The organism is Streptomyces roseirectus, assembly GCF_014489635.1.
Taxonomy (GTDB): Bacteria; Actinomycetota; Actinomycetes; order Streptomycetales; family Streptomycetaceae; genus Streptomyces; species Streptomyces roseirectus.
In genome coordinates, this window is the sequence record NZ_CP060828.1 from 7,856,806 (window position 1) to 7,869,646 (window position 12,841).

The following is a 12,841-nucleotide window of genomic DNA, read 5'->3' on the forward strand; positions in this document are numbered from 1 at the left end:
CGGGTGGGGTGGTGTCCGGGATCATGGCCGCATGAGCAGCCAGCGCACCGAGCCCGCCCAGAACGCGTCCGAACGGGACATGCTGGAAGGGTGGTTGGAGTATCACCGGCAGACCCTCGCGTGGAAGTGCGAGGGGTTGACCGACGAGCAGTTGCGCACCGCCGCCGTCCCGCCGTCGGAGCTGTCCCTGCTGGGGCTGGTGCGGCACATGGCCGAGGTCGAGCGGGGCTGGTTCCGCAAGGTCCTCGTGGGCGACGATCCGGGGCCGATCTACTACAGCGACGCCGATCCTGACGGCGAGTTCCACGTCGGTGACGGTGACACCTGGGCTGAGGCGTACGCGACCTGGCAGGGCGAGATCGAGGTGGCCCGCGAGTACGCCGGGCGGTTCGAACTGGACGATCTGTCGCAGGGCGAGAGCCGGTTCACGGAGGAGCCGTTCAGTCTGCGGTGGATCTATACGCACATGATCGAGGAGTACGCCCGGCACAACGGGCATGCGGATCTGCTGCGCGAGCTGATCGATGGGGCTACCGGGGAGTGACGGGGGTTGGGGCGACGGGGGTGGTAAGGGAGTGACGGGGTGATGCGGTAACGGTTGCCGGGGCTGCGGGGCTGCGGGGCTGCGGGGCTGCGGGGCTGCGGGGCTGTGCTGAGTTGCCGGGGCTGTGCTGAGTTGCCGGGGCGGCAGGGCTCCGTCGGGGTGCCGGGGCGGTGGGGTGACGTCAGCCGCCGCCGACGTGAGCCGTCCGTACGGGGCAGGAGATCACTCGTGCGGGGCAACCTCCGCTTGTCCACCGCACCTCCCGGCGCCGGAGCCGACAGAGTTGCGCGGGTGCACCGTACGACGACTACCGCGACCCTGCTGGTGACCGTCGCCGCCTCCGCTCTCACCGGATGCGTGACCGTCCAGCACCACCCGCCCGCTCCCGGCGCCTCCGCCGTCCCCTCCGTGCCCCCGCTGCCCCGCCCCGACGGGAAGGCGCGGGCGAGGGTGATCCAGGCGCCGGCGCGGGAGGCCCTTGAGATGGTCGCCCCGTCGAACACGACGCCCGCACCCCGGGAACGTGCCCAGGAACGCGAACCGGAGGCACCGCCTCCCGCCCGCCCCCACGACGACCCGCTCCCGAAACGACGCTCCCATCCTCACCGCCCCACCACCCCCCACGACCCTGCCGCCCCCCGCATCGAGATCCCCGACGTCGAGTCCGAGGTCCGCCGCAACACCGACGTCTGCGCCCTCGGCCGCCAGTACGGCGGCTGGCGCAACGACAGCCCGGAGGCCCGCATCTGCGACCAGGCGTACGGGAGGTAGACGCGGGGCAGGACAGCGGGACGGCTTCACCCCGGTCCACCGTCGGTCCGCCCCGCCGACGCCACGAAGAAGGCCCCCTTCCAGAGCCCGGCGAATTCCAGGGGTCGTAGCAACACAGTGATCAACTGGCTGTCGCCAGGAGTTTGGCGAGACGCTCGGCTGGGGTTTCCCAGTCGAGCGTTTTGCGTGGGCGGCTCCGGGATCGGTGGAGGCTCTATGCGCTGACTCCAGCCGCCGGTTGGGGCTGGTGTTGAGCGTAGTGGTTGGTCTCGTGCTCGTGGGGCGGGATGTCTCCGATCGCGGTGTGGAGGCGCTGGCTGTTGAACCAGTCGACCCATTCCGCGGTGCTGAGTTCGACGTCGGCGAGGCTGTGCCAGGGCCTGCGGGGCTTGATCAGCTCGGTCTTGCAGAGGCCGATCTGGGATTCCATGAGCGCGTTGTCCAGGGCGTCGCCGACGGTGCCGATCGAGGCGTCGATACCCGCCTCCATCAGACCCGGAGCGGTTCATATTCACGGTGCGCAAGCTGAATGGTCTTGAGTCCCCGCTCAGTTCCAAGCGGCGAGCAGGTCTTCCGGGGTGAGGGTGGTGATCCCTTCCGCGGTGCAGCCGCTGCGGGCCACCGCGAGCAGGGGGGTGTCGTGGTCGGCTCCGGGAAGCTGGGAGCGATGGGTGATCAGGCGGGCCAGGTCGCGCTGGTCGAAGGGCTTGTTCTCAAGCCATTTGATGGATCCGGTGAAGGTGATCTTCTTTGCGATGGGGGAGCGGTCGGCGCCGATGAGGTCGATCTCCGGGTCGTTGGTGCGGGTCCAGTAGCCTCCGACGACGCCGGTGCCCTCGGGGAGCCAGTCGTCGGCCAGGCGCCAGAGGGCTTCGCGGATGACGGGTTCGATGGCGCGCCCGCGCCAGGATGTCCAGCTTGTTCGGATGGAGTCGAGAACGCGGTCGCCGCGGCCGCGTTCGACGGCGGGGATGCCGGGGCCGATGAAGGAGAGCCAGAACCTCAGGTAGGGGTCGTCGATGCGGTAGCGCGTCTCGCGGCTCGGCTTGGTGGACAGGGGGAGTTCGGCGGCGACCATGCGGCGGCCGGTGAGGAGTTCCAGGGAGCGTTTGACGGAGCCTGGGTGGAGGCCGCCGGCGGCTCGGCCGATGAGTGTGAAGGTGCGTTCGCCGTGGCCGATGGCGCTGAGGACGGTGCGGGCTTGAGCTTCGGTGGGGAATTCGGCGGCCAGGGCGCGCTCGCCGCTTACGAGCAGTGCGGAGGTGGGCCGGGTGAGGGCCTGTTCGAGGTAGTCCCACAGGCCGGCGCCGTGGGGCCATTCCTCCAGGATCAGGGGAAGGCCGCCCGTGATGAGGTGAGCGTCGAAGGCGTCGGCCGGGGCCAGGTCGAGCATGGAGGCGACGTCGTGGGGGGTGAGAGCGGGGACGACCAGCTCGGTGCCACGCTGATAGAAGGGGCGTCCGTAGGTGTTGAGCTGTTCCATCATGGCGATGTCCGAACCGATGAGGATCAGCAGGACCGGGAGTTTGGACAGGGTCCGGTCGAAGGACTTCTGCAAGGCTCCCTCGAAGCTGGCGTCCTCACGCACGAGATAGGGCATCTCATCGAGTACGACAATGCTGGGTGCGTCGGAGGGCAGAGCGGTGGCGAGCAGGCTCAGGGCCGCATCCCAGCTCTGTGGTGTGGCGAAGTCCGAGAAGCGGCCGGCGTCAGGCAGGGTGGACGCGGCCAATTCGGCTGTGAAGCCCGCCAGGTCCTCGTCTCGGGAGCCGCCGATGGCGGTGAAGAAGACGTGCGGAAGCCCTGCTCGTTCCAGGAACTCTTCTACGAGCCGCGACTTGCCTACCCTTCGGCGCCCGCGGATCAGGATGGCGCGGCCCGGTCGTCCGCCTCTGCTGCCCGCCTGCACCGTGCTCAGCAGGTCTCGCAAGAGACCGAGTTCGGACCGGCGCCCGATGAAGCCGTTCACGATGCACTCTCCTCGACGTGACTACCTTCAATGATAGTCTCATCGGCGAGAGTAATGTGCCAGTGCGCATCGGCATGGCAGCTGACGAGATGGGCGGCCTCGGCGGGATCGACACCCACATCGATCTCCACCCTGCCGCGGTCATCGACGGCATCGGCGCCTACGGGGGTCGAGGTGGTCCGGCCGGACCGCGAAGCGGGGCGGGACAACGGCAAGTCCGACCCGATCGACGCCTGCGGGGCCGCGACTGCCCGTGCTGTCGGCAACCCGAAGTCCCGCAACGGGAGCGTGGAGGCGATCCGGGCCCTGCGGTGGTCCGCAAGAGCGCGGTCAAGGCCCGCATCCAGACGATCAACCAGATCCGGACCCTGATCGTCACCAGTACGCGGCAATGGTCATGCTGAAGCCGAGATATGCCGGGATGTAGAGCCAACCGGCCCATCCGCCCCCAGCCCGTTGGAGTGGGCCATCCCGACTACCTGGAGGCGATGGTCGCGACCAGGCAGACCACGCTGGCGGCGGTGAGCACCAGCCGGACGGGCCACCTTACCGTCGGCTTGACCAGCACGTAGTCCGGTTGGCTTCCGTTGCGCAGGAGCGCCGCGGCTTCGCGTCCATGCAAGGCCATCGCTGGTGCCCTCGGCGCCAACCAGCTCAAGGCGACAGCCGCAGGTGGCAGGACGTCGAGAGGGGGTGCGGCGACGTCATCGTGGCCGCCGCGCCGGCGGTGGCGACGAGCAGCCCGGACCCGGGAAGGCTCTCGCCGACCGTGTCCGGACCCTCCTGGATCGCCTCAACCTGAGCTGACCCGCTCCGCCGACGCACACGTCCTGGTGGGGGGGTATCCCGCCTCCCCGGTGGGAGATGAGTGGGAGATGATCATGGAGTGGTGATGCGGTCAGGCGCTAGGAAATGCCAGGTAGCGCTACATGTGTGCACTGCGTCAGCCCGCTGATTCGGCCGCGTGCGGGCTCAGCACACCCGCGCTGACCAGGGCGATGATGACGATGCCGAGGGCGACGCGGTAGTAGACGAACGGCATGAAGCTCTTGGTCGAGATGAACTTCATGAACCAGGAGATGACGACGTAGCCGGAGACGAAGGCGATGCCGGTGGCGAAGATGGTGGGGCCCCAGGCGACGTGGTCGTTCTCCAGGGCGTCCTTCGTCTCGAAGAGGCCGGACGCGAGGACGGCGGGGATGGCGAGGAGGAAGGAGTAGCGGGCGGCGGCCTCGCGCTTGTAGCCCATGAAGAGGCCACCGGTGATGGTGGCGCCGGAGCGGGAGACGCCGGGGATGAGCGCGCACGCCTGGCAGAGGCCGAAGATGAGGCCGTCCTTGACGCCCAGGTTCTCCAGCGCCTTGCGCTGCTTGGGCGCCCGGTGCCGCCCCCCTGTCTCGTCGCGCGCGGCGAGGCGGTCGGCGACGCCCATGACGACGCCGATGACGATGAGCATGGTCGCGGTGATCCGCAGATCGCGGAACGGCCCCTCGATGTGCTCCTTGAGGGTGAGCCCGAGGACGCCGATCGGGATCGAGCCGACGATCACCAGCCAGCCCATCTTGGCGTCCTGGTCGGCCCGCATCTCCTTGTTGACCAGCGACTTGAACCACGCCGCGAGGATCCGCCCGATGTCCTTGCGGAAGTAGATCAGCACCGCCGCCTCGGTACCGATCTGTGTGATCGCGGTGAACGCGGCACCGGGGTCCTCCCAGCCGGAGAACGCCGCGGTGAGCCGCAGGTGCGCGCTGGAGGAGACGGGAAGGAACTCGGTCAGCCCCTGGACGAGTCCGAGGATGAGGGATTCAAACCAAGACATGAGGTTACGGAGTCCAAGTGCCGATCGGGAGCAGACGGTAACGGCGACGACGGCCGCCGACGACACGGCAACGCGCCGCGCGCGGAGATCAACGGGTGCAGGGGGCAGCGTAGCGCCCCGAAGCGACAGGCCCGGCACAGGGGGATCCCAGGGGGATGACTCGTACTGATCAGCCGATTGTCGACCTGTTGACCCATCCGCCCGCCGCCGCATACGTTGCTGACCAGAGAAAGCGCTTGCTGCGACGACCGCCGGCCCCACCGGCGACCGCCGCCCCCGCTCGCGCGTACGGTCGCCAGTCCGAGGAGTGCTGATCACCCCCATGCCCCCGACCACTCCCCTCGACGGCCGCAGAATCCGCGCCGCCGTCATCGGCACCGGCGCCATCGCGCGCGGCTCCCACCTGCCCGCGCTGCGGCAGCTCGCCGACGACATCGAGGTCGTCGCCGCCGTCGACATCGACTCCGCCGCCGTCGAAGCCTTCTGCGCCGAGGGCGGGGTACCCCACCCGTACACCGACCTGGAGCTGATGCTCGCCGAGCAGCGCCCCGACCTGGTCACCATCTGCACCCCTCCCACCCTGCACCGCGCCCAGAGCCAGGCCGCGCTGCGCGCCGGCGCCTGGGTGCTGTGCGAGAAACCGCCCGTCCTGACCCTTGCCGAGTACGACTCCGTCGCCGCCGGGGAAGGCGCGGAGTCGGGCCCGTACTCCTCCATCGTTTTCCAGCACCGTTTCGGTTCAGGGACCCGGCACGTCCGCCGGCTCCTCGCCGAGAAGGCGCTCGGCCGCCCCCTCGTCGCCCACTGCCAGACCACCTGGTACCGCGACACCGCCTACTACGCCGTGCCCTGGCGCGGACGCTGGGCCACCGAGGGCGGCGGACCCGCCATGGGCCACGGCATCCACCAGATGGACCTCCTGCTCGACCTGCTCGGCCCGTGGAGCGAGGTCCGCGCGATGGCCGGACGGCTCGTGCACGACGTCGAGACCGAGGACGTCTCCACCGCGCTCCTGCGCTTCGACAACGGCGCGATGGCGACCGTCGTCAACAGCGTGCTCAGCCCCGACGAGGTCAGCCGGATCCGCATCGACTGCGAGCGCGCGACCGTCGAACTCGTCCACCTCTACGGGCACTCCAACGCCAACTGGACGATCACCCCCGCCCCCGGGGTCTCCGAGGAGGAGCTGGCGTCCTGGCTCGACTTCGGTGCGGACGTGCCGAGTTCGCACCTGGAGCAGCTGCGGGAACTCGTCGCGAGCATGCGCGCAGGTCAACGGCCGCGGCTCAGCGGGGAGGAGGGGCGGGCCAGCCTCGAACTCATCAGCGCGCTCTACAAGTCGGCGTTCACCGATGTCACCGTCCGGCGCGGGGAGATCGGCGCGGGCGACCCGTACTACACCGCGCTGCACGGAGGCGCGCCCGGCTGGGCGCCCGAGGAGGGAACCGCGTGAGCCAGGGACTGCGTGTCGTCCACGCGCACGGCGACCACATCACCGTCACCGAACCCGTCACCGGCGTCGAACTCCTCTCGTACGTCTACCGCGCCGAGGCCGACTGGGAGGCGCCCAAGCCGTACGTCCACCCGCTGCGCACCCTCGCCGGCGACGTCGTCACCGACTACCGGCCCAACGACCACCGCTGGCACAAGGGGCTCTCGCTGACCGCCTCGCACCTGTCCGGCGCGAACCTGTGGGGCGGCAACTCCTATGTCCACGGCGAGGGTTACCTCGCGCTGCCCGAGCGGGTCGGGTCGATGCGGCACACCGGGTTCGACGAGGTGACCGCCGACGGCGACCGCGTCGTCATCGCCGAGCGGCTGACCTGGCACCCGTACGACGGCGCGCTGTGGGCCGAGGAGGCGCGGCGGGTCGAGGTGCACGACGTCGACCTCGACTCCCGGTCCTGGGCGCTCACGTGGACGAGCGCCATCACCAACCGGCGTGCCGAACCACTGCTGTTCGGCAGCCCCACCACCGCCGGGCGCGAAATGGCGGGCTACACCGGGCTGTTCTGGCGCGGGCCGCGCGCGTTCCGTGACGGCCGCATCATCGGGCCCGACGGGGAAGGGCCCGCACTCATGGGCACGCAGGGGCCGTGGCTCGCGGTCTCCGGCGAGCACGACGGCGCCGACGGGCACGCCACGGTCGTCATCGCGCACGCGCCCGAGAACGCCGGCGGGCATCCCGCGCACTGGTTCGTCCGCAACGACCCCTTCGCCGCCCTCGCTCCCTCCTGGGCCTTCTTCGAGGAGCTCGAGCTGCCGCCGGGCGAGACCCTGACCCGGCGCTACCGGGTCGTCGTCGCGGACGGGGCCTGGGAGCGGGACGACATCGCCAAGTACCTCGAGGAGCGGCCGTGGTGAACGGGTTCCCGGGGCTGCCGGGCGGGGTCGGGGTGTCCCGGCTGTGCGTGTACGACTGGCCCGCCGCCGACGGGCTCCACGGCGGAACTCCCCATATGCACCTGGCCTGTTCGGAGGGGTACGTCGTCACCGGCGGCCGGGGAGCGGTCCAGACGCTGACGTCGTCCGGCTACGAGGAGACCGTTCTGGAGCCGGGGACGATCGCCTGGTTCACCCCCGGCACCATCCACCGCCTCGTCAACGAGGACGACCTCCAGATCACCGTCCTCATGCAGAACTCCGGTCTCCCCGAGGCGGGCGACGCGGTCCTCACGCTGCCCCCGCAGTACCTGACGGACCCCGAGACCTACGCCTCGGTCACCCGCATCCCCCTCGACGCCCCCCGCGCCGAGCAGGAGCAAGTGGCCCGCACCCGCCGGGACTTGGCCCTGGAGGGCTACCGAGCCCTCCGCGCCTCCCCCGACTCCCTGACCGCCTTCCACGAAGCCGCCGCCGCCCTCGTCCGCCCCCGCCTCGCGGAATGGCGCGAACGCTGGCAACAAGGCGCCTCGGCCGCCGCCCAGGCCACGGGCGACCAACTCGAACGCCTCGGCCGGGGAGATGCCTCCCACCTGCGCGACGCCGTTGTCCGCGCCGAACAGCCCGCCGAGCGGGGGAAGTTCGGAATGTGCGGGCGGCTGGACGTGTACAAGCTGGAGGGCTGACGGGGAAGTCGCCGGGGGAGACCCCGGCGACAAGGCCGTCTGGCACGACCTCTGGTCCTCCCTCTGCCACCAAGGGGACGTCTACAGCGCGAGCTTCGCCGCCCTGCCCCTGCTCGTCGGCATAGCGACGGGCCGCGCTCCCGGAGACCGGGCCGAGGCGGTCCTCATGGCGGGCCACATCGCGGGCGCCGCCGACGCCGGGCAGTGGGCCCGGTACGCGCCCCATTTCGCCGAACTGATCCCCGTAGCCCGGGACCTCCTCGCCGAGGCGCCGCCCCTCGACTCCGGTACTTTCGTCTATCACCTCCAGGGACTCCTCGCGTTCGAGGGCGTCCCCGTGTGGTCGACCGAACTGGAGCTGCTTCTGGACGAGTTCGAGGTCGAGTGTCCTGACTGCGGGGCGGGGTCGGCCGTGTGCCTCGGGCTCGACGCCGACGACCTCGATGTCGAACTCTTCGCGGCGGACCCCGCCGAACTGACGGGCATCGGGGCACGGTTGCACGCGTTCGCCGTGGACGGCGGGCAGGGCGAGGTGGCGGTGAGGGGGTGAGGCTGCCGGGTGGTGAGGGGCGGTTGCCCGTTCTCAGGCCGGGGACGGGCCCGACACCGTCCAGCCCGGGGTCTGGGGGTGGGCGGTGAGGTCTTCGTGGGAGATCTCGTGGCCGCAGGTGGCGCAGGTGAGGCGGGGGTGGAGTTCGTGGCCGCAGGTGTGTTCGAGGAGCATGGGGCGGTCGGGGCGGAGGTAGCGGTCGCCCCAGGTCATGAGGGTGATGAGGACGGGTTCGAGGTCGAGGGCGGCCTGGGTGGGGCGGTAGTCGTGGCGCGGGGGGCGGTCGGAGTAGGTGTGTTTCGTGAGGACGCCGGCGTCGACCAGGCGGCGCAGGCGGGCCGAGAGGACGTCGCGGGGGGCGCCGATGTTGCGGATCAGCTGGTCGAAGCGGCCGTTGCCCAGAAGGACCTCGCGGAGGATCAGGAGGGCGTACTTCTCGCCGACGAGGTCGAGGGCGCCGGCGATGGAACAGGGGCGGGGGTTTTTCGGGGCGGCCATGAGGGTCAGTTTAGGTGAGGGTTTGGATTTCAAACTTTGCTGGTCATCGGCGCACCCGTGGGAGTACGGTGAGTTTGGAATTCAAACTTACTCGACTGGAGGCACCCATGCGTGACGCCGTCATCGTCGAAGCCGTCCGCACCCCCGTCGGCAGGGGCAGGCCCGGCGGCGCCCTGGCGCACGTCCACCCCGTCGAACTCCTCGCCCACACCCTGCGCGCCCTGGCCGACCGCAGCGGCGTCGACCCCGCGCTTGTGGACGACGTCATCGGCGGCACCGTCGACCAGGTCGGCGAGCAGGCCGTCAACACCACCCGGTACGCCGTCCTGTCCGCCGGCTACCCGGAGTCCGTGCCGGCCACGACGGTGGACCGGCAGTGCGGCTCCTCCCAGCAGGCCGTGCACTTCGCCGCGCAGGGCGTGATGGCCGGCGCCTACGACCTCGTCGTCGCCTGCGGGGTCGAGTCGATGAGCCGGGTCCCGATGTGGTCGAACGTCCTCGACGGCACGGACCCCTTCGGCCCCGGCATCGCCCGCCGCTACCCGCAGGGCCTGGTCCCGCAGGGCATCAGCGCGGAACTGATCGCCGCCAAGTGGTCCCTCACGCGCGCGCGGATGGACGAGTTCGCCGCGCGGTCCCACCACAGGGCCGCGACCGCGTGGGAACGGGGCCGTTTCGACGTCGAGGTGGCCCCGCTGGACGGCGTCGCCCGGGACGAGTCCGTGCGCCCCGCCACCACCCCCGAGATCCTGGCCGGCCTCAAGCCCGCCTACTACGACCCCGCCTATGCCGAACGCTTCCCCGAGATCGAGTGGAACGTCACCGCCGGCAACGCCAGCCCCGTCAACGACGGCGCCTCGGCCGTCCTGATCGCCTCCGCCGAGACGGCCGCCCGCCTCGGTCTGCGCCCCCTCGCGCGCCTGCACAGCTTCGCCGTCACCGGCGACGACCCCCTCCTCATGCTGACCGGCGTGATCCCGGCGACGGAGAAGGTGCTGCGCAGGGCCGGCCTGACCCTCGCGGACATCGACCTCTTCGAGGTCAACGAGGCGTTCGCCAGCGTCGTCCTCGCCTGGCAGCAGGAGACCGGCGCCGACCTCGCCAAGGTCAACGTGGACGGCGGCGCCCTCGCCCTCGGCCACCCCCTCGGCGCGAGCGGCACCCGCCTGACGACGACCCTGGTCCACTCGATGCGCGAGCGCGGCGCCCGCTACGGCCTGCAGACCATGTGCGAGGCGGGCGGCATGGCCAACGCGATGATCCTGGAGGCCGTCTGATCCGACCCCGAGGGGTCACTTCCCGCGCAGGTGGTGCCGCTTGCGCCAGGCCAGCACCGCCCCCGCCACCGACGGCAGCGCGATCGCCGCCACGGCGATCAGGAACACCGGCGAGGTCGGCGACGAGGCCCGCGCCCCGGCGACGACGTACGCGGCCGTGTTGGGCACCGACCCCAGCGCGGTCGCGAACAGGAACGGGAACCAGCGGATCCGCGACACGGAGGCCCCGTAGTTCGCGAGCCAGAACGGCATCCCCGGGAAGAGCCGCGCCGCCAGCATCGAGCGCAGCCCGTGCCGGCTGAGCTGCCCGTCCGCCGCCCGCAGCAGCCGCCCGCGCAGCAGGGGCCGCAGCGCGTCCTGCCCCAGCGTCCGCCCGAGCCCGAACGCGAGCCCCGCGCCGAGCACCGTGCCCGCGAGCGTGGTGACGAGCCCCACCTCCCAGCCGAACAGCGCGCCCGCCGCCAGGTTCAGCAGCGGCCGGGGCACGAACGCGACCGTGCACAGCCCGTACGCCACCGTGAAGACGACGGCGGCCGACGCGCCCGTCAGCTGCGGCGGCCAGCCGTCCTGGAGGAGCCGCTGCGGCTCGAAGAGCAGCACGCATGCCCCGGCCGCCGCGAGCAGCGCGACCAGCAGCGCGAAACGGGACCAGGGCGACAGCAGCACGCGCGCGAGACGCCCTGCGGCGGCGGGCACGGGGACGACGAGCTCAGTGGCGGCGGCCGGGGGAGCGGCCAGGGCGGTGCCCCCAGAGCTGGTGGTGGCATCGAGCATCCCGTGACGGTAGCTCACCGGGCTGTCTGATCGCTTTATGGGCCTCGTCACCGAGGCGACGCTGAACGGGCCCGCGCGGAAAACCGTTCGACGCGTGCCGGAACGTCGACGATGATCGAGCACATGTTCCGGTACGCCTTCCACCTCGCAGCATCCGCCGTCGCGGATGCCCCGAAGGCTGCCGTCGCGTACGTCCTGGCCGCTGTCGACGGCGCCCGAAGCTGACCCTCCCCGGACAGTCCGGCGGACCCCGTGAGGGGAGGGTCGGACGGACATCCGGGGTCCCGTTTCTCTCCGCTCACGGACACGCTTCGAGGTACACAGCCATGGCGAAGACCGCCTACGTACGCACCAAGCCGCACCTCAACATCGGCACCATGGGTCATGTCGACCACGGCAAGACGACCCTGACCGCCGCCATCACCAAGGTCCTCGCCGACCGGGGCACCGGCACCTTCGTGCCGTTCGACCGCATCGACCGCGCCCCCGAGGAGGCCGCGCGCGGCATCACCATCAACATCTCGCACGTCGAGTACGAGACCGACACCCGCCACTACGCGCACGTCGACATGCCCGGCCACGCCGACTTCGTCAAGAACATGATCACCGGCGCGGCCCAGCTCGACGGGGCGATCCTCGTCGTCTCCGCGCTCGACGGGGTGATGCCGCAGACCGCCGAACACGTGCTGCTCGCCCGGCAGGTGGGCGTGGACCACATCGTCGTCGCCCTCAACAAGGCGGACGGCGCGGACGAAGAGCTGGCCGAACTCGTCGAGCTGGAGGTCCGCGACCTGCTCACCCTGCACGGGTACGGCGGCGACAGCGCGCCCGTCGTGCGCGTCTCCGGACTCAAGGCCCTTGAGGGCGACCCCCGTTGGGTCGCCGCGATCGAGGCGCTGCTGGACGCGGTCGACACGTACGTGCCGATGCCCGAGCGGTATCTCGACGCGCCGTTCCTGATGTCCGTCGAGAACGTCCTCACCATCACCGGACGCGGGACGGTCGTCACCGGCGCCGTCGAGCGGGGCACCGTCCGCGTGGGCGACCGGGTCGACGTGCTCGGCGCCGGCGTCGAGACCGTCGTCACCGGTGTCGAGACGTTCGGGAAGCCGATGGACGAGGCGCAGGCCGGGGACAACGTCGCGCTGCTGCTGCGCGGGGTGCCCCGGGACGCGGTCCGGCGCGGGCACGTCGTCGCGGCGCCGGGGAGCGTGGTGCCCAGGCGCCGGTTCACGGCGCGGGTGTACGTGCTGTCCGCGAAGGAGGGCGGCCGCACCACGCCGATCGCCACCGGGTACCGGCCGCAGTTCTACATCCGCACGGCGGACGTCGTCGGCGACGTCGACCTCGGGGACGCCGCCGTCGCGCGGCCGGGGGAGCGGGTGGACATGACCGTCGAACTGGGGCGGGACGTGCCGTTGGAGGCCGGTCTCGGGTTCGCCGTCCGCGAGGGCGGCCGGACCGTGGGCGCCGGAACGGTCACCGCCGTCCTGGACTGACGTCCACCAGGCACAATGAGCGGGTGAACCCCGAACCCGTTCCCGTCTTCCGTGCCGTCGACCATGGGTTCG

Annotated in this window: 14 protein-coding genes; 9 read left to right on the forward strand and 5 right to left on the reverse strand. The window is 71.1% G+C overall.

Annotated elements, in window-relative coordinates; translation table 11 throughout:
- Positions 1-31: 31 nt before the first annotated feature.
- Complete coding sequence (locus tag IAG44_RS33915; protein WP_187750891.1) at positions 32-544, forward strand: DinB family protein; 513 nt, start codon at positions 32-34, stop codon at positions 542-544.
- A gap of 291 nt (positions 545-835) precedes the next feature.
- A complete protein-coding gene (locus IAG44_RS33920) occupies positions 836-1,315 on the forward strand; it encodes a hypothetical protein (RefSeq protein ID WP_187750892.1) in 480 nt (159 codons plus the stop codon).
- A 214-nt stretch (positions 1,316-1,529) separates the two neighbouring features.
- Here IAG44_RS33920 and IAG44_RS33925 read toward each other — a convergent pair whose 3' ends face one another.
- Entirely contained in the window at positions 1,530-1,805 is a 276-nt protein-coding gene (locus IAG44_RS33925; RefSeq protein WP_187750893.1) for an integrase core domain-containing protein, read from the reverse strand.
- A gap of 57 nt (positions 1,806-1,862) precedes the next feature.
- Positions 1,863-3,284, reverse strand: coding sequence for an ATP-binding protein (locus tag IAG44_RS33930; protein WP_187750894.1), 1,422 nt, complete (start codon positions 3,282-3,284; stop codon positions 1,863-1,865).
- A gap of 17 nt (positions 3,285-3,301) precedes the next feature.
- Between IAG44_RS33930 and IAG44_RS33935 the strand changes: the two genes are divergently transcribed.
- The gene (locus IAG44_RS33935) at positions 3,302-3,688 is read left to right on the forward strand and encodes a hypothetical protein (protein ID WP_187750895.1); all 387 of its coding nucleotides are present in this window, start codon (positions 3,302-3,304) and stop codon (positions 3,686-3,688) included.
- 539 nt (positions 3,689-4,227) lie between these two features.
- Here the strand turns inward: IAG44_RS33935 and IAG44_RS33940 are convergent.
- Positions 4,228-5,103, reverse strand: coding sequence for an undecaprenyl-diphosphate phosphatase (locus IAG44_RS33940; RefSeq protein ID WP_187750896.1), 876 nt, complete (start codon positions 5,101-5,103; stop codon positions 4,228-4,230).
- Positions 5,104-5,425: 322 nt separating this feature from the next.
- Between IAG44_RS33940 and IAG44_RS33945 the strand changes: the two genes are divergently transcribed.
- The 4 genes from IAG44_RS33945 to IAG44_RS33960 all read left to right on the forward strand — a co-directional run bounded on the left by IAG44_RS33945 (position 5,426) and on the right by IAG44_RS33960 (position 8,721).
- Complete coding sequence (locus IAG44_RS33945; RefSeq protein ID WP_187750897.1) at positions 5,426-6,556, forward strand: Gfo/Idh/MocA family protein; 1,131 nt, start codon at positions 5,426-5,428, stop codon at positions 6,554-6,556.
- Entirely contained in the window at positions 6,553-7,467 is a 915-nt protein-coding gene (locus IAG44_RS33950) for a DUF6807 domain-containing protein (protein ID WP_187750898.1), read from the forward strand. The genes IAG44_RS33945 and IAG44_RS33950 overlap by 4 nt, the downstream gene beginning before the upstream one ends.
- Entirely contained in the window at positions 7,464-8,171 is a 708-nt protein-coding gene (locus IAG44_RS33955) for a cupin domain-containing protein (protein ID WP_425508539.1), read from the forward strand. The genes IAG44_RS33950 and IAG44_RS33955 overlap by 4 nt, the downstream gene beginning before the upstream one ends.
- Positions 8,172-8,337: 166 nt before the next feature.
- A complete protein-coding gene (locus tag IAG44_RS33960; protein WP_187750900.1) occupies positions 8,338-8,721 on the forward strand; it encodes a hypothetical protein in 384 nt (127 codons plus the stop codon).
- Between the two features lie 33 nt (positions 8,722-8,754).
- On the opposite strand, the gene IAG44_RS33965 is transcribed toward IAG44_RS33960, so the two are convergent.
- Positions 8,755-9,219: a winged helix-turn-helix transcriptional regulator gene (locus IAG44_RS33965; protein WP_187750901.1), complete on the reverse strand. Its 465-nt coding sequence runs from the start codon at positions 9,217-9,219 to the stop codon at positions 8,755-8,757.
- Positions 9,220-9,326: 107 nt separating this feature from the next.
- Here IAG44_RS33965 and IAG44_RS33970 point away from each other — a divergent pair, with 107 nt between their 5' ends.
- On the forward strand, positions 9,327-10,496 hold the full coding sequence (locus IAG44_RS33970) for a thiolase family protein (protein WP_187750902.1): 1,170 nt from the start codon (positions 9,327-9,329) through the stop codon (positions 10,494-10,496).
- A gap of 15 nt (positions 10,497-10,511) precedes the next feature.
- On the opposite strand, the gene IAG44_RS33975 is transcribed toward IAG44_RS33970, so the two are convergent.
- On the reverse strand, positions 10,512-11,270 hold the full coding sequence (locus tag IAG44_RS33975; protein ID WP_187750903.1) for a TVP38/TMEM64 family protein: 759 nt from the start codon (positions 11,268-11,270) through the stop codon (positions 10,512-10,514).
- A gap of 326 nt (positions 11,271-11,596) precedes the next feature.
- Between IAG44_RS33975 and tuf the strand changes: the two genes are divergently transcribed.
- A complete protein-coding gene (gene tuf / locus IAG44_RS33980) occupies positions 11,597-12,769 on the forward strand; it encodes an elongation factor Tu (RefSeq protein ID WP_187750904.1) in 1,173 nt (390 codons plus the stop codon).
- Positions 12,770-12,841 lie beyond the last annotated feature (72 nt).

What these genes read in the sequence shown, in the direction of transcription:
- IAG44_RS33915 (WP_187750891.1), top strand. Translation starts at nt 32, where the DNA reads ATGAGCAGCCAGCGCACCGAGCCCGCCCAGAACGCGTCCGAACGGGAC.
- IAG44_RS33925 (WP_187750893.1), bottom strand. Translation starts at nt 1,805, where the DNA reads ATGGAGGCGGGTATCGACGCCTCGATCGGCACCGTCGGCGACGCCCTG.
- IAG44_RS33940 (WP_187750896.1), bottom strand. Translation starts at nt 5,103, where the DNA reads ATGTCTTGGTTTGAATCCCTCATCCTCGGACTCGTCCAGGGGCTGACC.
- IAG44_RS33945 (WP_187750897.1), top strand. Translation starts at nt 5,426, where the DNA reads ATGCCCCCGACCACTCCCCTCGACGGCCGCAGAATCCGCGCCGCCGTC.
- IAG44_RS33960 (WP_187750900.1), top strand. Translation starts at nt 8,338, where the DNA reads ATGGCGGGCCACATCGCGGGCGCCGCCGACGCCGGGCAGTGGGCCCGG.
- IAG44_RS33965 (WP_187750901.1), bottom strand. Translation starts at nt 9,219, where the DNA reads ATGGCCGCCCCGAAAAACCCCCGCCCCTGTTCCATCGCCGGCGCCCTC.
- IAG44_RS33970 (WP_187750902.1), top strand. Translation starts at nt 9,327, where the DNA reads ATGCGTGACGCCGTCATCGTCGAAGCCGTCCGCACCCCCGTCGGCAGG.
- IAG44_RS33975 (WP_187750903.1), bottom strand. Translation starts at nt 11,270, where the DNA reads ATGCTCGATGCCACCACCAGCTCTGGGGGCACCGCCCTGGCCGCTCCC.
- tuf (WP_187750904.1), top strand. Translation starts at nt 11,597, where the DNA reads ATGGCGAAGACCGCCTACGTACGCACCAAGCCGCACCTCAACATCGGC.